The organism is Hoeflea sp. (genome assembly GCF_039975035.1).
Lineage (GTDB): Bacteria > Pseudomonadota > Alphaproteobacteria > Rhizobiales > Rhizobiaceae > Hoeflea.
Genome location: NZ_JBDWHW010000042.1, coordinates 92747 through 113714, shown reverse-complemented (window position 1 = coordinate 113714; position 20968 = coordinate 92747). Strand labels below are relative to the sequence as shown.

Sequence of the window (20968 nt, the reverse complement as noted above, 5' to 3'; positions counted from 1 at the left end):
TCCTGGTGAGGGGCGACCTTGTTTGATACAGGGGCAAGCGGGACAATGGTGAGCTATCTAATTATTATTTTGCTGGTGGCGTCGATCGCTGCAGCAATGGCGGGACTTATCCGCGCGCGCAAGCAGCGCGAACTCGCGACAGTCAAGGTTCATTCGCGACCTATTTATCACGCCCTTAACGCCGCCATCTGGACCGGCGTGCCAGCGCTCATCTTCCTGATTTTGTGGTCGATGAGTGAATCAAGCTTTCAAGACATGCTTGTCCTTTCCAGTTTCCCCGGCGCGGATCAAATGACCGGCGCAGAGCGGAACCTGTTGATTAGCGAGATCCGGCAGGTTCGTGCTGGAAACCTGTTCACCGAACCGTCGCCGGAGGTGCTGGTAGGGGTCGAGCATCTAAGGTCGCTCGAGTTCATTTTCCGCTGGGCAATGGTTGCCGTGGCGGCCTCTCTGGCCAGCATCGGGGCTTTCTTCGGCTTCCGTATCATCCAGCATCGCTACCAGGCGCGCTACAGCGTCGAGCGGTCTGTGACCTGGTTCATGATTTTTTCCTCGATCGTCGCCATCGTCACGACGCTTGGCATCGTGTCCTCGCTGGTTTACGAAGCGGCCCAGTTTTTTGCCAAGGTTCCGTTTACGGAATTCTTCTTCGGCCTGCGCTGGGAGCCGCAGATCGCCATCCGCGCCGACCAGGTGGCAGGGCAGGGTGCATTCGGCATGATCCCGGTGCTTTTCGGCACCATGGTGATCTCGCTGCTTGCCATGCTGGTTGCCATCCCGACCGGCATTTTCTCGGCGATCTATCTGACCGAATATGCCAACAGCCGTTTCCGTTCGGTGGTCAAGCCTCTGCTCGAAATTCTGGCGGGGATCCCGACCATCGTCTACGGCTTCTTCGCGGTGTTGACGGTCGCTCCGGCAATCCGCAATCTGGCGATGTCACTTGGCATTGACGCCTCGCCCAACAGCGCACTGGCAGCAGGTGGTGTGATGGGAGTGATGCTCATTCCATTCATCTCGTCGCTCTCCGACGATGCTTTTGCTGCGGTGCCACGGGCGATGCGGGACGGCTCCTATGCACTTGGTGCAACAAAGGGCGAAACGATCCGCAAGGTCTTATTGCCGGCGGCCTTGCCGGGCATCATCGGTGGCGTGCTGCTGGCTTTGAGCCGCGCTATTGGCGAGACGATGATCGTGGTCATGGCCGCAGGGCTTATTGCCAAGATGACGCTCAACCCGTTTGAATCGGTCACCACCGTGACCGTCCAGATCGTCACCTTGTTGATTGGTGACAGCGAGTTCGACAATCCGAAAACCCTTGCAGCCTTCGCGCTGGGTCTGGTGCTCTTCACCATCACCCTTGGCTTGAACCTCATCGCACTCCACACCGTGCGCAAATACCGGGAGAAGTACTGATGAGTAACACAGCTTCGTCACTTGGTGCTCTGGCCGGGGGCAAGACCCGCACTGTCGATTGGCAGTCGCCCGCTATGGCTGCGCGCCGCAAGGCGCGCTATGCTGCAGACCGTCGCCTCCAGGCCTACGGAATGCTGGCGATTTTCTTCGCTCTCGGGTTCCTTCTGATCCTCGTCAGCACGCTGACATTTACCGGTTACCGGGCTTTCGTTCAGACAATGGCCACGGTCGAAATCGATCTTGCGGGAGCAGATATCGACCCTGAAAACCTCATGGCGGCGAATTGGCGTGGTGTTGTGCGCGATTCTTTGCGTAACCAGGTTGCCGAGTTGCCGCGTTCCAACGAGAGGGAATTTTTCAACATATTCACCTCTTCCGCGCACTTCATTGTCAGGGACCAGGTGATCAAGAACCCGGAACTTCTGGGGAAAGCTTCGCTGTTTTCCATCCCGTTGTCTGACCCGCTCGATCAGCTTGCCAAGGGGCAGATCAATCCGGACCTGCCTGAAAATCAACGTCGGGTCAGTGACGTCCAGATCAAGTATTACAATCAGCTCGAAGCAGCAGGCGCCCTCTCGCAGCCTTTCAACTGGGGCCTGTTCTTCAACTCGGACAGCCGCTTCCCCGAACTTGCCGGTCTCGCCGGTGCGATTTCGGGATCCTTCTGGGTGTTGCTGGTCTGTTTCCTGATCTCCTTCCCGATAGGTATCGCGGCTGCAATCTACCTTGAGGAGTTCGCTCCCAAAAACCGCTTCACCGACGTGATCGAGGTCAACATCAACAACCTTGCTGCAGTTCCATCGGTGGTGTTCGGTCTTCTCGGTCTGGCGGTCTTCCTTGGCTGGTTCGGCCTTCCCCGTTCAGCACCGCTGGTTGGAGGCATGGTTCTCGCCCTGATGACCCTGCCCACGCTGATCATCGTCACGCGAGCCTCGCTCAAGTCTGTTCCGTCCTCCATCAAGGAGGCGGCTCTGGGCATCGGAGCATCCAAGCATGAAACCATCCTGCACCACATCCTGCCGCTTTCGATGCCGACGATCATGACCGGTACCATCATCGGCCTGGCTCAGGCGCTGGGTGAGACGGCACCGTTGCTTCTGATTGGTATGAACGCCTTCATCACCAGCCCGCCCGATGGTGTGCTTGAGGCTTCCACCGCGCTGCCGACCCAGATCTACATCTGGGCCGACAGCCCGGAACGTGGCTTTGTCGCCAGAACGTCCGCAGCTATTCTGGTGCTGCTCGGCTTCCTCGTCTTAATGAACTCAATTGCAATTTTCCTCAGGCAGCGCTTCGAGCGTCGTTGGTAAAAAGGTAAAAGGACATGAATATGCTCACCGACACGACAATCGAGAACAAGCTAACCGCCATGACCAAAGAGCCAAATATAAAGATGCGCGGCGAAAAGGTCGACGTGTTCTACGGCGAAAAGCAGGCCCTGTTCGGCGTGGACCTCAAGGTTCCCGAACACCAGGTGATGGCGCTTATCGGACCTTCAGGGTGCGGAAAGTCTACATTCCTGCGCTGCTTGAACAGGATGAACGACACCATTGATATCTGCCGCATCAAAGGCAATATCACGCTCGACAATGAAGACATCTACGATCCGAAGATCGATGTCGTAGAGTTGCGGGCAAGGGTCGGCATGGTGTTCCAGAAGCCTAACCCTTTTCCGAAGTCGATCTACGAGAATATCTCGTACGGACCGCGCATTCATGGTTTGACCAAGTCGAAACAGGAGCTTGACGAGATCGTTGAATCCAGCCTTCGCAAGGCTGCGATCTGGGAAGAAGTCAAGGATCGCCTCGATGAGCCTGGAACCGGTCTTTCCGGTGGCCAGCAACAGCGGCTTTGCATTGCGCGCGCCATCGCTGTCAGCCCTGAAGTCATTTTGATGGACGAGCCATGCTCGGCGCTTGACCCGATCGCCACCGCAAAGGTCGAGGAACTGATCGACGAACTGCGTGCCAATTTCACCATCGTCATCGTCACCCACTCGATGCAGCAGGCCGCCCGCGTCTCGCAGCGCACTGCCATGTTCCATCTGGGAAATCTTGTCGAGGAAGGTCCCACCGAAAAGATGTTCACCAATCCGGACAACAAGCTGACCCAGGACTACATCACCGGCCGCTTCGGCTAATGCGATCACTTATTGCATCATGACGACAGAATTGAAGGATCAAGCCATGCCCGAAGCTCATACCGTCACCTCCTATGATGACGAACTCCGCTTCCTTGTACGCCGCCTGTCGGAAATGGGCGGGATCGCCGAGCGTATGGTCGCCGACGCCGTTGCCGCCCTGGTCAATGCCGACACGGCCTCCGCCCAGCGGGTAATCTCGGAAGATCTCCTGCTCGATAATGGCGAGCGCGAGATCTACGACAAAGCCGTCATCCTGATCGCCAAGCGCCAGCCGATGGCGTCCGATCTGCGCGAGGTTATCGGATCGATCCGGATCGCCTCCGATCTGGAACGCGTTGGCGACCTGGGCAAGAACATTGCCAAACGGGTGATCGCCGTGCACACCATGGCGCAACCGCGCAAGCTGGTGCGCGGGCTCGAGCACCTGGCCGAACTGGCGCTGACCCAGCTCAAGGAAGTGCTTGACGCCTTCGCCACACGCTCACCCGAACTGGCCAATTCCATCCGCGAACGCGACGAGGAAATCGATGCAATCTACACTTCGCTTTTCCGCGAATTGCTGACCTACATGATGGAAGACCCACGCAACATCACCGCCTGTACCCACCTGCTGTTCTGCGCCAAGAACATCGAGCGCATCGGCGATCACGCCACCAACATCGCCGAGACGGTCTATTATGTCGCCACCGGCGAGCAATTGTCGGCCGACCGTCCGAAAGATGATGATACCGCCAGCATGGTCGCGCCCGCACCGGGTTCGGCGTGATCGCGTCACGGAGTGCATAAAACATGGCGATGAGTCCGCGAATAACAGTGGTTGAAGACGAAGAGGCGCTCTCGGTGCTGCTTCGCTACAATCTCGAAGCAGAAGGCTACGACGTTGACACGGTGCTGCGTGGCGACGAAGCGGAAATCCGGTTGCAGGAGCGTGTTCCGGATCTGTTGATCCTCGACTGGATGCTGCCCGGCATTTCCGGTATCGAACTGTGCCGGCGTCTGCGCGCCCGGCCGGAGACCGAACGGTTGCCGATCATCATGCTCACTGCCCGCGGCGAGGAAAGCGAACGGGTTCGCGGTCTGGCCACCGGCGCTGACGATTACGTCGTCAAGCCGTTTTCCACCCCTGAGCTTCTGGCCCGGGTCAGGGCCATGCTGCGGCGCGCCCGGCCCGAAGTGATTTCCAGCCTGCTCAAGGTTGGCGATGTCGAACTCGATCGCGAAACCCATCGGGTGCGCAGGCGTGGCCGTGACGTCAAGTTGGGGCCGACGGAATTCCGCCTGCTCGAATACCTGATGAGTTCACCCAGCCGGGTCTACTCGCGCGCGCAGTTGCTCGATGGTGTCTGGGGCCACGATGTCTATGTCGATGAACGTACAGTCGATGTGCATGTCGGCAGGTTGCGCAAGGCGGTCAATCTCTCCGGGATGCGCGACATCATCCGCACCGTCCGCGGCGCCGGCTACTCGATCGAGAGCTGAGGCGGCGCAGGAGCATCCCGACAACAAAAACAAAGCCCGGCTCGTTGGACACGATCCGGGCTTTTGTGTTGCGTCCATCCAGCTTTTTTAGCGGGCGCGCTTGCGCTCGCTTGAGGGCTGGAAAGCCAGTTTGGCGTGATAACCGCAATAGGGTGACGCTTCGCCTGAATCATTGCCGCAAAAATGGAAACCTTCCTGCAGCGGGTCGCCGATCGGCCATTTGCAGGTCCGTTCGGACAGTTCCACCAGGGTGAGCCGCCGGGAAATCGGCACAACCACATCTTCCAGCGGCCGCGTGTCGAGATCTTCCACCGCAACAACGTCGAGATCCTGCTTCAACTGCGCGCTGCCGCCGCTTGCGCGGCTGACTGTGCGGGTTGTCTGTGTCGCCGTACGTCCGGCGTAATTGGGTGCGCGGGGCGCGGCTGTCGTGCGCTTGGTCCGCACTGACGCCTGTCCGCCGCTCTTGGCCCGGCCAGGAAGGTTGAGCCGGTGCACCTTGCCGATCACCGCATTGCGGCTGACGCCGCCCAATTGCGCGGCGATCTGGCTCGCGCTGAGCCCGTCCGCCCAGAGTTTCTTGAGTCTTTCAACCCGTTCATCAGTCCAGTTCATGCCTTGCTCTCCCTGTATCCCGTAGCCCGGGATGGCAGAATCCCTCACCTAGGCCCCGGATGACCGGAGCTCAAACGCTCGGTTACTGTGAGGTAAATAGTGTCCGCCGCGAACGCCTATTTCATGGGTTTAACGTAGTGGTCGGCTGACTCCATGACAAGAGTCAGCCGAATCATGGTGATTCCTTTTCTCGGTTTTCCCCAACTTACGGGCGTGGGTTGTGTTCTTGCTGCACCACTTTTCCCGCACAGCGGGCCAGATCGTGACAGTGGCCCTGCAAGGCGGCGGAATTGCCGGCGCGCCGGGGACGCAGCTTGTCTCATTGACAGGCCAGACTGAAATGTAAATAGTGCCCTCGCCGCCCCGGAAGGGCGGCATTTTGGTTTTCCGGCACAGGGTTGCTCGACGGGTTCCAATGGCGCCCGTCAAGCTTCGTTCAATGCGCCCGTGTGGTTTGTTAAAGGGGAGAAGAGCGCCATGGCCGAGGCCAAGCCGCTTTACGATACATATAATCGCGCGCCGATGGTCTTCGAGCGCGGCCATGGCGTCTGGCTGGAGACCCCGACCGGCGAACGCTATCTCGATTTCGCCGCAGGCATTGCGGTCAATTCGCTCGGCCATACCCATCCCCATCTTGTGGAGACGTTGAAGAGCCAGGCCGACAAATTATGGCATCTGTCTAACGTCTATGAAATGCCCGATCAGACGCGTCTGGCCAAGCGGCTTTGCGAAGTGACCTTCGCCGACAAGGTGTTCTTCACCAATTCCGGTGCGGAGGCGCTTGAATGCGCGATCAAGACCGCGCGTCGTCATTTCTTCGTCAATGAACAGCCCGGACGCTACCGCATCATCACCATGGAAGGCGCGTTTCATGGCCGCACGCTGGCGACCATCGCTGCTGGCGGTCAGGCCAAGTATCTTGAGGGCTTCGGTCCGAAGGTCGAGGGCTTCGACCAGGTGCCGTTCGGCGACCTGGAGGCTTTGAAGGCAGTAATCTGCGAGGAAACGGCCGCCATTCTGGTCGAGCCGGTGCAGGGCGAGGGCGGTATCCGCGCGCTATCCAGGCAATGGATGCGCGACTTGCGCGACCTGTGTGACGAAGAGGGGATTCTGCTTGTCCTCGATGAGGTGCAATCCGGTGTCGGTCGCACAGGCAAACTGTTCGCCCACGAATGGGCAGGTATCACCCCCGATATCATGGCGGTTGCCAAGGGCATTGGCGGCGGCTTCCCGTTTGGCGCCTGCCTGGCCACAGCGGACGCCGCTGACGGCATGACCGCCGGCACGCATGGCACCACCTATGGCGGCAATCCGCTGGCCATGGCGGTTGGAAACGCAGTGCTTGACGTCGTGCTCGCAGACGGCTTCCTTACCCACGTCAACGATATCGCCCTGGTTCTGAACCAGGGTCTGGCGTCGCTCAAGGACCGCTATCCCGACTTGATCGAAGACATCCGCGGAACCGGTCTGATGCTCGGCATCAAATGTGCCAAGCCCAATGCCGAGCTGGTCATGGCGATGCGCAACGAGCATCTGCTGGCAGTGCCGGCGGGTGACAATGTGGTGCGGTTGCTGCCGCCTCTGATCGTGACCGCGGAAGAAGCCCGTGACGCCCTCTCCAGGATCGAGGCGGCGCTCGACACGCTGTCTCGCAAAGCCAATTAACCGGATCGGACGCTATGACACAGACCAAATCCGTCGGCACCAGCCATTTTCTCGATCTCTCCGCAGTCAGCGCGAGCGATTTGCGCGCCATGCTTGATGCGGCGCGTGCAGCCAAGACCGCCGCAGAGACCGATCGCCCGCTCGAAGGCAAGATGCTGGCGATGATTTTCGAAAAACCCTCGACCCGCACCCGCGTGTCGTTTGATGTCGGCATGCGCCAGCTCGGCGGAGAAACGCTGTTCCTGTCGGGCACCGAGATGCAGCTTGGCCGGGCCGAAACCATTGCCGACACCGCCAAGGTGCTGTCGCGCTATGTCGACCTGATCATGATCCGCACGCTTGACCATTCCCGCATGCTGGAACTGGCCGAACATGCAACCGTGCCCGTTATCAACGCTCTTACCGATGATACCCATCCCTGCCAGATCATGGCCGATATTCTCACTTTTGAGGAACATCGCGGCCCGGTCAAAGGCAAGACGCTGGCATGGACCGGCGACGGCAACAATGTGCTTCATTCGCTGATCGAAGGCGCGGCGCAATTCGGCTACCGCATGCAGATCGCCACGCCCGAAGGCTCTGAGCCGGATGCGAAGTTCGTCGACTGGGCTCGCAAACAGGGTGCCGAGATAGATATCAGTGCCGATCCCGACCGCGCGGTCGAGGGTGCCGATTGCGTGATCACCGATACCTGGGTGTCGATGAACCAGGAACACAAAGCCCGCGGCCACAATATTTTTGTTCCCTATCAGGTCAATGAAACACTGATGGCCAAGGCCAATCCGGACGCTCTCTTCATGCATTGCCTGCCTGCCCATCGTGGCGAGGAAGTCACGGACGAAGTGATGGACGGGCCGCGTTCAGTGGTGTTTGACGAAGCCGAAAACCGTCTGCATGCGCAAAAGGCGGTGATGCGCTGGTGCATGGGCGTTCTCTGACGCCTCTGACGCCTCTGGCGGTTCGGCCGGTCAATACCTATATGCGCGGTTTGAAATGTGGACGCGGTTCGCGCCTGGCCTTGTGACGGCCGAACGCGCCTCTTGAAACAATCGGGAATGATGATGGAAACCGATATCCAAACCCACGGCGAACCGGGTTTCGCCGGTGACGACCGTGTTCTGCCGTTCGAGGTGGATGGTCTCGACGTGCGTGGACGCGCCGTGCAGCTTGGTCCGATGATTGACGGCATTCTTGGCCGTCATGATTACCCCGAGCCGGTGGCGCGATTGCTCGCCGAAGCCATCGCATTGACCGTATTGCTCGGAACCTCGCTCAAATTCGAAGGCAAGCTGATCATCCAGACCAAGGGTGACGGCCCGGTGGATCTGCTTGTCGCGGACTTTTCTGCGCCGGGAAACCTGCGCGCCTATGCCCGTTTTGATGCCGACCGCCTTGCCGCGGCGCAGGCCAGTGGTGCTGTAAGCCCGACCGATCTGCTTGGTCGCGGTGTGTTGGCGTTCACCATCGACCAGGGCGAATACATGCAGCGCTACCAGGGGATCGTCGAAATGAACGGCGAAAGCCTGCAGGAAATGGCGGAAACCTATTTCCGGCAATCCGAGCAGATCCCGACCATTGTCCGGTTGGCCGTGGCAGAACTGATTGACCGCGACAGCGACGGAAACCCGCGCCACAGCTGGCGCGCCGGCGGCGTTGTCGTTCAGTTTCTGCCGCATGCGCCTGAGCGGATGCGCCAGCCGGACCTGCCCGGCGGCGATGCCCCGGACGACATCGATGACATCCTGCATGACGATGACGACAGTTGGGCCGAAGCAAAGGCGCTTGTCAGTACCGTGCAGCCGGGCGAATTGACCGATCCGGAGGTTGGCTCCGAACGCCTGCTATACCGGCTGTTTCACGAGCGTGGCGCGAAAATCTATTCGCCGGTTCCGGTGTTTGATCAGTGCAGCTGCTCGCGCGAACGCCTGGGCGAAGTTCTGAGCGGATTTTCCGCCGAGGAGATTCGCGACAGTGTTGAAGACGGCGCGATCACCGTGCAGTGCGAATTCTGTTCGACCGCCTATCGTTTTGATCCGTCAGAGTTCGACGCCTGACGCCTGACCCCCGTCGCCCGGTTTGCCGGGCGGCAGGCAACCTGCATTGGCTCGACATCGGTGCGGCGCGCCGGGCCTCGGTTCACAATCCTGCGCCGGGCGTGGGTGAAACATGACCAAACTTTAATTTGCCATGCGGCGGCATTGCGTTACCTGTTGTGTCTCAACGGAGTGACCCAATGCTCGACAGGGCCGACAACCGTGTGAATTTACAGGCGGGACCCGAAAGCGGACTGAAGTCTTCGGCAAGGCACGGCTTTTTGCGGGCCGTGGTGCAATTCGCGCTGATGGCGCTGGTGCTGGGTGGCGCCTGGATTGCCATGGAGCGCCTGGCTGCTTCCAGGGTGGAACGCTCGCCCCGCGCCTTCACCCCAACAGTCTACACCGTTGACATGATCACCGCGAAACGCGCAGACAACAGGCCCGAAATCCGCCTTTACGGGCAGGTCGATACCGGCCGCAGTGTTGATCTGCGCACCGTCGTGAGCGGCGACGTGATCGAGATCCACCCGGACCTCGTCGCCGGCCGCCGCGTCACCGCGGGCGTGGTGTTGATGCGTATCGATCCTTTCGCCTATGAGGGCGCGCTTCTTGAAGCCCGCGCCAACCTCTCGGCCGTGCAAGGTTCGATTGCGGAAATCGACGCCCGGCTTGCCTCCGAACGCGAGCAGCTTGAGGCAGCCACCGCCCAGTTGCAGCTGGCAAGCGCCGATCTCGACCGCGCGCTGTCGCTGGAAAAGTCCGGTGCACTGACAGGCAAGGAAGTTGACGCCCGGCGTCTGGTCCTCTCCCAGCGGCAACAGGCATTGAGCCAGTCGCGCAACAACATCCTCATTGCCGAAGCACAGCGTATCCAGCAGGAGGCCAATGCCGAGCGATTGGAGTGGAAAGTCCGCGAGGCTGAACGCAAGCTTGCCGATACCGCGCTGATCGCGCCTTTTGACGGCATCATTTCCGACGAGACCGTGGAAGCTGGCCGGTCGGTCAGCAGCAATGAAGTGGTGGCCTCGATCTATGACGATACCGCGCTGGAAGTCCGTTTTACTCTGACAAATGCGCAATATGGCCGCATGGCGACCGATGCCGACCCGCTTGTCGGCCGTCAGGTCGAACTGACGTGGCGTGTCGGAGGCATGGGCTATGTCTGGCCGGCAGTCATCGACCGCATCGGCGCGCGGGTGACAGCCGAACGCGGTGGGGTCGAGGTCCTCGCGCGTATCGATCCGGCGGACAATCCGGTGCAGTTGCGTCCCGGCGCCTTTGTTGCGCTGACAGTGCCCGACAGGAACTGGCCGGGGACCTTCCGACTGCCCGAGACCGCTCTGAGATCAGGCGATCACGTCTTTATCGTGGTCGACGGCAAGCTGCGGCGGCGCGATGTCCGCCTGATCGCCTGGGATGGCGAAGACGCCATCCTTGACGGTGACCTTGTGGATGGGGACCGGATCCTGGTCACACGGCTGACCGAAGCCTCCGAAGGCGTCAGGGTCCGCAATCCGTCAGGCGTTCCCGCTGCGTCGCCCGATGCGCAGCAATTGCCGGCCGCCGGCAAGGATACCGGCCGATGAGCAACGGCGGTTTTCCCGGAGTGGGGCGGGAGGGCGGGTTTGTCAGCACCTTCATCCGGCATCCCAACGCGGCCAATCTGCTGATGGTGCTGATGATCCTGTTCGGCGCGTTTTCGGTCGCCCGCATCAACACACAATTCTTTCCCTCCATTGACCGGCCGACGATCACCATCGGTGTCACTTGGTCAGGCGCCAGCGCCGAGGATGTGGAGACCAACATTCTGGTGCTGATCGAACCAGCCGTGCGTTATATCTCCGGCGTTGACCGGATGACATCGACGGCGGCGGAGGGCACTGCCACGGTGCGGCTCGAATTTGAAGACGGCACCGACATGAGCCAGGCCCTGACCGATGTCGAAACCTCCGTCAAGGCTGTCAGCAATCTGCCCGAGGATGCCGAAGAACCGACGATCGCGCGCTCGGTGTTTTTCGATACGGTCGCCAAACTCGCGGTTTTCGGCACCGCTGATGAGGCGATCAAGCGGGTCTGGGCCAAGCGAATCCGCGACGACCTGATCGACCGCGGCATCGACAAGATCGATTTCACCGGCCTGCGCGATGCGGAAATCCGTATCGAGGTGCCCGAAATCGAACTCCGGCGTCTCGGCATGAAAATATCCGATGTCTCGAGCGCGATTGCCGCCAACAGCCGCGACCTGCCATCGGGGACTGTCGAGGGTGCGGTTGAACGCCAGTTGCGCACTCTTGCCGATGCCCAGGGCGCACGGCAACTGGCCGATGTCGAGGTCAAATCCTTCACCGGTGGTGAAAAGGTGCTGCTCGGCGATATCTCACGCATAAGCGATGGTTTCGATGTCGATGATACCCGCGGGCTTGCCGGCGGATCGCCAGCCATCGAGCTTGATATCCGTCGCGCGCCGACTGCCGACACACTCGAGACCGCATCGATCCTGTCCGCCTATATGGAGGAGATCACGCCGCAACTGCCGCCGGGCATCGAGCTTGCAACCTATGAAGTGGCGTCCGATGCGCTTGCCGCGCGAATATGGCTGCTGGTCAAGAACGGGCTTGGGGGCCTGCTGGTGGTCGTCTCGATCCTTTTCCTGTTCCTCAACGCCCGCATTGCCTTCTGGGTCGCGGCCGGCATTCCCGTCGCCATGCTCGCCACCATCGGTTTCATGTTCATCTCCGGGCAAACCATCAACATGATGTCGCTGTTCTCGCTGATCATGATGCTCGGCATCATTGTCGATGACGCGATTGTCGTGGGCGAACATACCGCGACCAGGCTGGAGATGGGCGACAGTCCGCAACTGGCGGCGGAGAATGGCGTGAGCATGATGTTCACGCCGGTGATGGCGGCGATGTCGACGACGCTTGCGGCATTCGCCCCGATCCTGCTGATCGGCGACACCATCGGCCAGATGATGGCGGTGTTGCCGATGGTGGTGATCGCGGTTCTGGTTGCAAGCCTGCTTGAGTGCTTTCTGGTTCTGCCCGGCCATCTGGCCAGTTCGCTTGGTGAACGCAAGCCGGCGGGCTGGTCCTGGTGGCGTCAGTTTCTGATCGCGCTTGTGCTGATGGTCTTTCTCTCCGGCCTCGCCGGGCGGTTGGCTGTCGATCTTGCGCCGGGTGCGGGCGAAAGCGGTGTGCGCGCCGCTGCCGGTGATTTCGCCGGATGGCCCTCATCCGCACGCGCCGCGGTCGTAGTGGCAGTATCGCTGGCGCTGGCAAGCGCTGTTGAGTGGGGCCTGCTGGTAGTGCGCAGGCGCAACAGCCGGGCCGCCGGGTCTCCGATTGGCGTTGGCGACAGTCGCTTCCGCCGCGCCTTCGATCATGGGTTTGACCTGTTCCGGGATGGTCCGTTCCAGAGGCTGGTGCAACTCGCCTGGGACTGGCGCTATGTGACGTTGGCGATTGCCATTGCCATGGCGATGGTTCTCGCTGTCGGTCTGGCGCGGTCGGGCCGCGTCGAATTCGTGTTCTTCCCGTCGCCGGAAGCCGAGAATATTCACGGCACCATTGTTTTCAACGCAGGTCTGCCCGAAGAGACCGCGCTCACGGCAATTGCTGCGCATGAGAAGGCACTGCGTGATGCCGATAAGGCGCTTTCGGGCTCTGGTCCGTCTTCGATCCGGGCGGTCTTCACCACCTTCGGGGCCTCAAGTCGCAGCGGTAGCGCCACTGCGCGGATACGGGTGCAACTGACCACATCGGAAGAACGTGACGTGCGCACCCCCGATATGGTCAATGCCTGGCGCCAGGCGGCGCCGGATATCTCCGGTGTCAGCCGTTTCACAATCGCCCAATCCCGTGGCGGACCTCCGGGCCGCGACATTGAAGTGCGGCTTCAGGGCGAGCGCGTGGCGGCGCTCAAATCCGCCGCCGCCGACGTTGTGGCCTTGCTTTCCGGCGTCAGTGGAATCAGCGGACTGGATGACAATCTGCCGTGGGGCAAACCGGAACTGGTCATGGAGTTGACCCCGCACGGCGCGGCGATGGGGTTCTCCATTGAAGATGTCGGCCGTCAGATCCGCAACGCTTTCGATGGTGCGATTCCCTTCCGGTTTCCGCGCGGCGATGACGAGGTCACCGTGCGCCTGGTTCAGTCTCCTGCCTCGCCGGGTTCCCAGGCGTTGCGCGACTTTGATCTCAGAAGTCCCTCCGGTGCCTTCGTGCCGCTGTCGGAAGTTGTCGACACGACCGAGCGTCAGGGCTTTTCCGCGATCCAGCGCCGCGACGGAAAGAGCACCATTTCGGTGTCCGGCGACATTGATACCGCAGTCACCACCACCGGAGCGGTGGTCGAGCAACTGACTGCGGGAGGCGGGCTTGATCTGATCACCGCCCGCCATGGCGTCAGCTATTCCTTCGGCGGCCGCTCCGAGGAGCAGGAGAACGCGTTTGCTGATCTCAAGCTTGGAGTGGCCGTCGCACTGAGCGTCATCTACATCATTCTGGCCTGGGTCTTTGCCAGCTACTGGCGGCCGGTCGCGGTCCTGCTGATTATCCCGTTTGGCGTCGTGGGCGCGATCTTCGGCCATTGGGTGCTCGGCTATCAGCTGACGATCCTGTCGTTTATCGGACTGCTTGGCCTGGCCGGGATCCTGGTCAATGATTCGATCATTCTGGTTGCCCGGCTGGAGGAACGCCGTGCGGCGGGCGACAGTCTCGCCGAGGCCGCTGTCGGTGCAAGCCGTGACCGTTTTCGCGCGGTTCTTCTCACTTCGCTGACCACCATCGGCGGGCTGTTGCCACTGCTGTATGAGACAAGCCTTCAGGCACAATTCCTGTTGCCAATGGCGATCACCATTGTCTTCGGCCTTGCCATGACCACGCTGCTGGTGCTGTTTCTCGTGCCCGCTCTTGTCGGCATCGGCGATGACTTTGCCCGTGTCCTGTCCCTGCTCTATGGCCGCCGCCAGATCGTGCGTCAGTCCTGAAACCACACTCAGCACATGGCTGGCGGCAATCAGGATCGCCAGAAGCGCGGCAGGAACAGCACCAGCACGGTAAACAGCTCAAGCCTGCCAAGCAGCATGCCGCCGGCCAGCAACCATTTCTGCGTGTCGGTCAGCGATTGGAAATTGCCGGACGGGCCGATGATATCGCCCAGTCCCGGCCCGACATTGGAGAGCGCTGTTCCCGCGCCGGACAGCGCCGTGATCGTATCGAGGCCGGATAATCTGAGCAGGATCGACAGCACCACGAAAGATGTCATGAAAAGAAAGAAGAAGCTCATCACCGAGGAAACGACGCGATCCTGGATCGGTTTTCCGTTGAAGTGGGCGCGGAATACCCCGTTGGGGTACATGACCTGCGATATATGTTGTCTCACCGCCTCGAACAGAACCTGGAAGCGAAAGATCTTGATGCCGCACGAGGTGGAGCCGGCACAGCCGCCGGCAAACATGATGATGAAGAAAAACGCCGTTGCGTGCGATCCCCACAGCCCATAATCGGTCGAGGCATATCCGGTTCCCGTGACGATAGAGACCACATTAAAGGCTGAGTGTCGCAAGCCTTCCAGGCCGATGTGATACTCGCTGAAATGGGCCATCATCCAGCCGGCAAGGATGGCGACGGCGAGAAAGCCGGTGAATGCCTTGACCTGGTCATCGGCCAGGATTGTGCGGAACCGCCCCTGCATCATCTGCACATACAGCAGGAAGGGGATCGAACCCAGAAACATGAATATGATCGCGATCCATTCGACGGCGGGGTTGTTGAAGAAGCCGATGGAGTCGTCCTTGGTCGAAAACCCTCCGGTGGCGACCGTGGTCATGGCATGGATCACTGCGTCGTCGGCCGCCATGCCCACCGCCATGTAGGCAATCGCGCAGATCCCGGTCATGGCAATGAAAACCAGCGTGATGGATGTCGAAATCTGGGTGGCGCGCGGCAGGATTTTCTCGGCTGTGTCGAAGGCTTCGGCCTTGAACAATTGCATCCCGCCGATCTGCAGCATCGGCAGCACGGCGATCGCCATGACGATGATCCCGAGGCCGCCGAGCCATTGCAGCAGGCCACGCCAGAACAGGAGCCCCGGCGGTGCGGTGTCGAGACCGGTGATCACGGTTGCGCCGGTGGTGGTCAATCCCGACATCGATTCAAAAAAGGCGTCCGTATAGGTCGGCACAATGCCCGACCAGTGAAATGGCAATGCCCCGAAGGCCACAAGCGCCACCCAGGAAATCACTGTCATCAGCATCGCCTGCCGGGTGGACAGTCCCTTCGGTGCACCGCGATTGGCGCCAAACAGCCCCAGGCCGAACAGCATTGTCACCATCGCCGCGCTGGTAAAGATCATCCAGTCGTCATTGTTGGCCGCCAGGTCAACCAGGGCCGGCAACAGCATGGCTGCGCCGAGTGTGGCGACCAGGGCGCCGGTCACCAGCATGACAGGCCGAAATTCGGTGAGGTCGGTCAATTCAGGGTTCTTGCGAGGCCCGGCAGGTCAAGCGAAAACGCCGGGATCTCGACATCGAAAAACTCGCCGGCCGCGGATTGCATCTGATAGGACCCAACCATCACCCCCGACGGTGTATCCAGCGGGCAACCGGAGGAGTATTCATAGGTGTCCCCGGGGCCAAGCACCGGCTGTTCGCCCACCACACCGGGACCGCGAACCTCGTCGACAAGACCGTTCTCGTCGGTGATTTTCCAGTGCCGGCTTCGAAGCTGGACAATCTGGTCGGAGTGGTTGGCGATCACGACGCGGTAGCCCCACACATAGCGCCCGTCCTCGGGGTCCGATTGGTCCTCGAGATAATACGGATCCACGGTTACTTCTATGTCACGGGTCAGCGCGCGGTACATCTGCCACTCCTTACGATACTCATTGTACAGCGCCGTGCTTGCGTCAAGCATTTCGACGCCGGCAAACCGGACGATCCATCAATTTGGGTTGACCTTATTGTGATGGCTGGGAACCGGCAGAGGGCGTGACGGATGCGAAACGTCGCGTTATCACGAAGCTTGAAAAAGGAGTTCCCGGCATGATTGACGGAACCGCGCGTCAAATGATTGAGCCAAGCCTGGACCGGACCGGATTGTGGCTCGCCCGGCATGGTGTGAAAGCCGATCATGTCACAGTGGTCGCCTGCCTTCTCGGCCTTGCTGCAGGATGGTTGATCGTATCGGGGTATATGATGACCGGCCTCTTGGTGATCATCATCAGCCGGATCGGTGACGGACTTGACGGGTCGGTGGCCAGGGCAACCGAAAAGACCGACTTCGGCGGTTTTCTGGATATCACACTGGATTTCGTGTTCTACGGCGCCATTCCGCTCAGCTTCGTCATCCACGATCCTGCCGCCAATGGACTGGCCGGCGCGGCGCTGATCTTTTCGTTCTACATCAATGGCGCAAGTTTTCTTGCCTATGCGATCATGGCCGAAAAACACGGGCTGTCCACGACGCAACGCGGCGTCAAATCGATCTACTTCACCACCGGTCTCGCCGAAGCCGGCGAAACCTTTGTCGTGTTCGCGATATTCTGCATTTGGCCGGCATGGTTCTCGCCGGTAGCCTGGGTGTTCGCCGCAATCTGCCTCTATACAGCGCTCTCGCGCATCGTCCAGGCACGGGCCGAGTTTCCGAACTGAAGCGCGCCGCGTACACTCAAGCCCACGTGGCGGGTTTGCGAAGCCGTCCCTTGATACAAGAATTCAGCGGGCGGAACCTGTCCGGGCCACCCCGCCGGAAACTGAAGCTTCAGAGAGCCGCCAGCGCCCGCTCGAAATCCTCGACCAGATCCGCGACATCCTCGATGCCGGCCGAAAACCTGACCATGCCGGGGCCGATGCCAAGTTCGTCCCGCGCTTCATCGGGAAGGTTCTTGTGGGTGGTCGTCGCCGGATGGGTGATCAGGCTTTTTGAATCGCCGAGATTGTTCGAGATCTTGACCACCTCGAGGGCATTTTGCATGGCAAATGCAGCGTCTTTGCCCCCCTTGAGATCGAAGGCCACCATGGTTGATCCGCCCTTCATCTGGCGTGCGCAGATCTCCGCCTGCGGGTGATCGGCCCGCCCGGGATAAATCACCCGTGCGACCGCCGGATGATCCGCCAGGAAGTCGGCGATCCTGCCGGCGTTTTCGGTCTGCTGGCGAACCCTCAGCGGCAAGGTTTCAAGACCCTTGAGCAGTGTCCATGCGTTGAACGGTGATAGCGATGGCCCGGTGTGGCGGAAATAATCCTGCAGGTGTTCGTCAATCCAGTCCTTGTCAGACAGGATCACGCCGCCGAGGCAGCGGCCCTGGCCATCGATGTGCTTGGTCGCCGAATAGGCCACCACATGCGCGCCGAGTTCCAGCGGTTTCTGCAGCAAGGGTGTGGCGAACACGTTGTCGACCACGAGTTTTGCGCCGATCTGGTTGGCAAGCCTGGCAACGCCCGCAATGTCGACCACCTCAAGCGTCGGGTTGGTCGGACTCTCGAGAAAGAACACTTTGGTATTGGGACGGATGGCGGTCTCGAAATTCAGGAGATCGCGGCCATCGACCAGCGTCGACTCGATGCCGTATTGAGGCAGCAGTTTTTCCACGATCCAGCGGCAGGAACCGAAAAGCGCGCGCGCTGCAACCACATGATCGCCAGCCGTGAGCTGGCACAACATTGCCGCGGAAACGGCGGCCATGCCCGACGCGGTGGCGCGGGCGTCTTCAGCACCTTCCATCAGACACATGCGTTTTTCGAACATGTCGTTAGTCGGGTTGGCGTAACGCGAATAGATGAAACCGGGATCTTCGCCCTTGAAGCGCGCTTCAGCGGCTTCCGAGCTGTCATAGACAAACCCCTGGGTCAGGTAAATTGCTTCGGAAGTCTCGCCAAACCCGGAGCGGGTGGTTCCGCCATGCACGAGCTGGGTGGCGGGGCGGAATTGTCGGTTGCTTGTCATTGTCGAGGTCCAACACAAAAAAAACCGGCTCGCCAAGTCGCCAGCCGGTTTTGCAACCCGACCTTTTTAGCGACTTGTTTAACGTGGCTGCAAGCCGGTCGGCCAAATCACCACGGGATAACGTGTCTTTTAGTGTGTCACCGCGCTTGCGTCAATCGTCTCACCTTGCCATCAAGGCATGGGTGAAATGGAGCACGCAGAAATTGGGCGCCGGTATTCTTTCGGACCGCGCTATTCGGGCGCTTTTTGATGGTGGGAAGCTTGCTTCCGGCCGGTCGCTTGATGCTGACCAGATCCAGCCGGCCAGCCTCGATCTCCGGCTCGGCGCGCGCGCCTACCGGGTTCGCGCCAGTTTCCTTCCCGGCCCGTCCGCCAGGGTTGAGGACAAACTCAAGCGGCTCAGCATGCACGAGATTGATCTCTCGGCCGGTGCCGTGCTGGAAACCGGCTGCGTCTACATCGTGCCTTTGCTTGAAAGCCTGGCTTTGCCCGAAGGGATATCGGCCTCGGCCAATCCCAAAAGCTCGACCGGCAGGCTCGATATTTTCACGCGTGTGATGACCGACTATGGTCAGGAATTTGACAAGATCGTTTCCGGCTACAACGGCCCGCTGTGGCTCGAGGTCAGCCCTCGGACCTTTCCGATCGTGGCGCGAACCGGATCGAGGCTGTCGCAGATCCGCTTCAGACAGGGCCACGCGGTGCTTGGCGAAGAGGAATTGTCGCGCCTCCACCGGGACGAAACCCTCGTCGCGTCCGATACGCCAAATGTGTCGGGCGGCGGTATTGCCTTGTCGATCGACCTGATGGGACACGGCACCGATGGCCTTGTGGGGTATCGTGGCAAGCACCACACCGGGGTTATCGATGTCGACAAGCGCGCGGTTCATGACATTTTCGATTTCTGGGAACCGCTTCACAATCGCGGTTCCGCCGACCTGATCCTCGACCCGGATGAATTCTACATTCTGGCCAGCCGTGAATCGGTACATGTGCCGCCGCTCTATGCCGCCGAGATGACGCCGTTCGATCCGCTCGTCGGCGAATTCCGGGTGCATTATGCCGGCTTCTTCGATCCCGGTTTCGGACACACCGAGGCTGGCGGTGCGGGCAGCCGCGCGGTGCTTGAGGTGCGCAGCCACGAAGTTCCGTTTATCCTGGAGCACGGCCAGATTGTCGGCAGGCTGGTCTATGAACACATGCTCGAACGTCCCGCCGCACTCTACGGCTCCGGGCTGGGATCGAATTACCAGGCGCAGGGCCTGAAGCTGTCCAAGCACTTTCGCGGCTGACCGCAGTCAGGGTTCCGGCGGGCGCCTGCGCTATTCCGATGCCGTGGCCTTCTCTTTCGCGGTTGTGCGCAGTTCGGCGAGTTCCCTGCGGATCGCCTTGAGCTCCCTGAGCATCTCGCCCTGTTCTGTTGCCATCGCTTCCCGGTCGGCGGAGGCTTCGACTTCATGCTCTTCCTGCATGGCCGAGACGATGATGCCGATGAACAGGTTGAGCACGGTGAATGTCGTGCACAGGATGAACGGCAGGAAAAACGCCCAGGCCATCGGGTGCACCTCCATGACCGGCCGGACAATCCCCATCGACCAGCTTTCCAGCGTCATGATCTGAAACAGCGAATAGGCCGAGGCCGGGATCGATCCGAACCATTCGGGGAAGGTTTCCGCGTAGAGTTTCGTCGCCATCACCGAGAAGACGTAAAACACCAGCGTCAGCAGCAGCATGATCGATCCCATGCCGGGCAGAGCGCCGACAAGGCCGCCCACCACACGCTTGAGCGAGGGCACCATGCTGATCATCCGCAGCACCCTGAGCACACGCAGCGCCCGCAAGACGGAAAGACTGCCGGTCGCGGGGATCAGCGCCACACCAACCACCAGAAGATCGAAGATACGCCAGGGATCACGGAAGAAATCGAGCCGCCAGGCTGCCAGCCGGGCCGCCACTTCGAGCACGAAGACAACGAGAATGGCCCGGTCGAGCACATTCAGCAGACCACCGAACCGCTCGGTTGCCTGAGGCACGGTTTCAAGCCCGAGCGTTATGGCATTGACGATGATCAGCGCGGTGATGAATGTTTCAAACCGGCGCGAGGTAAGAAAGGCCTGGAGTGTAATCATAAAAAGCCATCGGGTTCACGTGCAAACCGTTGTCATATGAGGTCGCGCCCTTGCCTGGTCAAGCCGGTTTCGTCCATTGTTGGCGCTTGACAGTTTGACCGGTGAACGCCATGGATCGTTCTTGCGCGCGGGTGTAGCTCAATGGCAGAGCAGAAGCTTCCCAAGCTTACGACGAGGGTTCGATTCCCTTCACCCGCTCCATTGGAATCTAATTTCCCAAATAGCTGAAATTACAGAATACAATTCTCTTAATCAAATAATCAGCGGAATTTATTCTAAGATATTCCCGATTTTTAGCTTATCCTACTCCCTATGAATCTCATTCGTCGGTACTCGTGACGGTATCGTAGAGCGTACCGTCCCCGATACCGTCAGACCTGATTTTTGCAGCGTCCCAACTCATTGATTTTGTTGGGCGCTGCTTTGCTATGCCTGCTAGTTCGATTCCTGAAGGCGACGAGGGTTAGGTTCTAAAGACGGGAATCGAACTACTAATCAACATAGGCAAATTGAATCAGAATAATTCTCAAATAAATC

Annotated in this window: 17 protein-coding genes, 1 tRNA gene and 1 riboswitch; of the genes, 13 read left to right on the top strand and 5 right to left on the bottom strand. The window is 60.1% G+C overall.

Going from position 1 to position 20968, the window contains the following annotated elements; translation table 11 throughout:
- Nucleotides 1-45 precede the first annotated feature (45 nt).
- From pstC to phoB, 5 genes are read left to right on the top strand one after another with little or no spacing between them, the layout of a single operon-like run.
- Nucleotides 46-1416 carry a phosphate ABC transporter permease subunit PstC gene (pstC, locus tag ABJN75_RS03520; protein ID WP_348436900.1) on the top strand — a complete coding sequence of 457 codons (1371 nt, stop codon included), beginning with the start codon at nt 46-48 and terminating at the stop codon, nt 1414-1416.
- Nucleotides 1416-2726, top strand: coding sequence for a phosphate ABC transporter permease PstA (pstA, locus tag ABJN75_RS03515; RefSeq protein ID WP_348436898.1), 1311 nt, complete (start codon nt 1416-1418; stop codon nt 2724-2726). Before pstC ends, pstA begins: the two co-directional genes overlap by 1 nt.
- Nucleotides 2727-2740: 14 nt before the next feature.
- The gene (pstB, locus tag ABJN75_RS03510; protein WP_348436895.1) at nt 2741-3556 is read left to right on the top strand and encodes a phosphate ABC transporter ATP-binding protein PstB; all 816 of its coding nucleotides are present in this window, start codon (nt 2741-2743) and stop codon (nt 3554-3556) included.
- A 46-nt stretch (nt 3557-3602) separates the two neighbouring features.
- Nucleotides 3603-4325, top strand: a complete 723-nt coding sequence (gene phoU, locus ABJN75_RS03505; RefSeq protein ID WP_348436893.1) for a phosphate signaling complex protein PhoU — start codon at nt 3603-3605, stop codon at nt 4323-4325.
- Nucleotides 4326-4354: 29 nt separating this feature from the next.
- Nucleotides 4355-5038: a phosphate regulon transcriptional regulator PhoB gene (gene phoB, locus ABJN75_RS03500; protein WP_348436917.1), complete on the top strand. Its 684-nt coding sequence runs from the start codon at nt 4355-4357 to the stop codon at nt 5036-5038.
- An 87-nt stretch (nt 5039-5125) separates the two neighbouring features.
- On the opposite strand, the gene ABJN75_RS03495 is transcribed toward phoB, so the two are convergent.
- Complete coding sequence (locus ABJN75_RS03495; protein ID WP_348436890.1) at nt 5126-5653, bottom strand: GcrA family cell cycle regulator; 528 nt, start codon at nt 5651-5653, stop codon at nt 5126-5128.
- A 477-nt stretch (nt 5654-6130) separates the two neighbouring features.
- Between ABJN75_RS03495 and ABJN75_RS03490 the strand changes: the two genes are divergently transcribed.
- From ABJN75_RS03490 to ABJN75_RS03470, 5 genes are all read left to right on the top strand, one after another.
- A complete protein-coding gene (locus ABJN75_RS03490) occupies nt 6131-7318 on the top strand; it encodes an aspartate aminotransferase family protein (RefSeq protein ID WP_348436889.1) in 1188 nt (395 codons plus the stop codon).
- A 14-nt stretch (nt 7319-7332) separates the two neighbouring features.
- The gene (gene argF / locus ABJN75_RS03485; protein ID WP_348436887.1) at nt 7333-8256 is read left to right on the top strand and encodes an ornithine carbamoyltransferase; all 924 of its coding nucleotides are present in this window, start codon (nt 7333-7335) and stop codon (nt 8254-8256) included.
- A gap of 123 nt (nt 8257-8379) precedes the next feature.
- Nucleotides 8380-9372, top strand: coding sequence for an Hsp33 family molecular chaperone (locus ABJN75_RS03480; RefSeq protein WP_348436885.1), 993 nt, complete (start codon nt 8380-8382; stop codon nt 9370-9372).
- 179 nt (nt 9373-9551) lie between these two features.
- Nucleotides 9552-10940: an efflux RND transporter periplasmic adaptor subunit gene (locus ABJN75_RS03475; RefSeq protein WP_348436883.1), complete on the top strand. Its 1389-nt coding sequence runs from the start codon at nt 9552-9554 to the stop codon at nt 10938-10940.
- A complete protein-coding gene (locus ABJN75_RS03470; protein WP_348436881.1) occupies nt 10937-14344 on the top strand; it encodes an efflux RND transporter permease subunit in 3408 nt (1135 codons plus the stop codon). Before ABJN75_RS03475 ends, ABJN75_RS03470 begins: the two co-directional genes overlap by 4 nt.
- A gap of 29 nt (nt 14345-14373) precedes the next feature.
- Here ABJN75_RS03470 and ABJN75_RS03465 read toward each other — a convergent pair whose 3' ends face one another.
- Both ABJN75_RS03465 and apaG read right to left on the bottom strand, forming a co-directional pair.
- On the bottom strand, nt 14374-15831 hold the full coding sequence (locus ABJN75_RS03465; RefSeq protein WP_348436879.1) for a TrkH family potassium uptake protein: 1458 nt from the start codon (nt 15829-15831) through the stop codon (nt 14374-14376).
- Nucleotides 15828-16220, bottom strand: a complete 393-nt coding sequence (gene apaG / locus ABJN75_RS03460) for a Co2+/Mg2+ efflux protein ApaG (protein ID WP_348436915.1) — start codon at nt 16218-16220, stop codon at nt 15828-15830. Before apaG ends, ABJN75_RS03465 begins: the two co-directional genes overlap by 4 nt.
- Before the next feature lie 179 nt (nt 16221-16399).
- Between apaG and ABJN75_RS03455 the strand changes: the two genes are divergently transcribed.
- Entirely contained in the window at nt 16400-17008 is a 609-nt protein-coding gene (locus ABJN75_RS03455; RefSeq protein WP_348436877.1) for a CDP-alcohol phosphatidyltransferase family protein, read from the top strand.
- Between the two features lie 109 nt (nt 17009-17117).
- Here the strand turns inward: ABJN75_RS03455 and ABJN75_RS03450 are convergent, their stop codons facing one another.
- Nucleotides 17118-18302 carry an O-succinylhomoserine sulfhydrylase gene (locus ABJN75_RS03450; protein WP_348436875.1) on the bottom strand — a complete coding sequence of 395 codons (1185 nt, stop codon included), beginning with the start codon at nt 18300-18302 and terminating at the stop codon, nt 17118-17120.
- Between the two features lie 45 nt (nt 18303-18347).
- Nucleotides 18348-18426, bottom strand: a riboswitch (SAM riboswitch).
- A 79-nt stretch (nt 18427-18505) separates the two neighbouring features.
- Between ABJN75_RS03450 and ABJN75_RS03445 the strand changes: the two genes are divergently transcribed.
- On the top strand, nt 18506-19594 hold the full coding sequence (locus tag ABJN75_RS03445; RefSeq protein WP_348436873.1) for a 2'-deoxycytidine 5'-triphosphate deaminase: 1089 nt from the start codon (nt 18506-18508) through the stop codon (nt 19592-19594).
- Between the two features lie 30 nt (nt 19595-19624).
- Here ABJN75_RS03445 and ABJN75_RS03440 read toward each other — a convergent pair whose 3' ends face one another.
- Complete coding sequence (locus ABJN75_RS03440) at nt 19625-20431, bottom strand: ion transporter (RefSeq protein ID WP_348436871.1); 807 nt, start codon at nt 20429-20431, stop codon at nt 19625-19627.
- Between the two features lie 127 nt (nt 20432-20558).
- On the opposite strand from ABJN75_RS03440, the gene ABJN75_RS03435 reads away from it, so the two are divergent.
- Nucleotides 20559-20632 (top strand) — tRNA-Gly (locus tag ABJN75_RS03435).
- Nucleotides 20633-20968 lie beyond the last annotated feature (336 nt).

Bases quoted from the DNA above. Each gene is read 5' to 3' on its own strand.
- pstB (WP_348436895.1), top strand. From the start codon at position 2,741: ATGAATATGCTCACCGACACGACAATCGAGAACAAGCTAACCGCCATG.
- argF (WP_348436887.1), top strand. From the start codon at position 7,333: ATGACACAGACCAAATCCGTCGGCACCAGCCATTTTCTCGATCTCTCC.
- ABJN75_RS03470 (WP_348436881.1), top strand. From the start codon at position 10,937: ATGAGCAACGGCGGTTTTCCCGGAGTGGGGCGGGAGGGCGGGTTTGTC.
- ABJN75_RS03455 (WP_348436877.1), top strand. From the start codon at position 16,400: ATGATTGACGGAACCGCGCGTCAAATGATTGAGCCAAGCCTGGACCGG.
- ABJN75_RS03495 (WP_348436890.1), bottom strand. From the start codon at position 5,653: ATGAACTGGACTGATGAACGGGTTGAAAGACTCAAGAAACTCTGGGCG.
- apaG (WP_348436915.1), bottom strand. From the start codon at position 16,220: ATGTACCGCGCGCTGACCCGTGACATAGAAGTAACCGTGGATCCGTAT.
- ABJN75_RS03440 (WP_348436871.1), bottom strand. From the start codon at position 20,431: ATGATTACACTCCAGGCCTTTCTTACCTCGCGCCGGTTTGAAACATTC.
- ABJN75_RS03480 (WP_348436885.1), top strand. From the start codon at position 8,380: ATGGAAACCGATATCCAAACCCACGGCGAACCGGGTTTCGCCGGTGAC.
- ABJN75_RS03490 (WP_348436889.1), top strand. From the start codon at position 6,131: ATGGCCGAGGCCAAGCCGCTTTACGATACATATAATCGCGCGCCGATG.
- pstA (WP_348436898.1), top strand. From the start codon at position 1,416: ATGAGTAACACAGCTTCGTCACTTGGTGCTCTGGCCGGGGGCAAGACC.
- phoU (WP_348436893.1), top strand. From the start codon at position 3,603: ATGCCCGAAGCTCATACCGTCACCTCCTATGATGACGAACTCCGCTTC.
- ABJN75_RS03450 (WP_348436875.1), bottom strand. From the start codon at position 18,302: ATGACAAGCAACCGACAATTCCGCCCCGCCACCCAGCTCGTGCATGGC.
- ABJN75_RS03475 (WP_348436883.1), top strand. From the start codon at position 9,552: ATGCTCGACAGGGCCGACAACCGTGTGAATTTACAGGCGGGACCCGAA.
- phoB (WP_348436917.1), top strand. From the start codon at position 4,355: ATGAGTCCGCGAATAACAGTGGTTGAAGACGAAGAGGCGCTCTCGGTG.
- pstC (WP_348436900.1), top strand. From the start codon at position 46: ATGGTGAGCTATCTAATTATTATTTTGCTGGTGGCGTCGATCGCTGCA.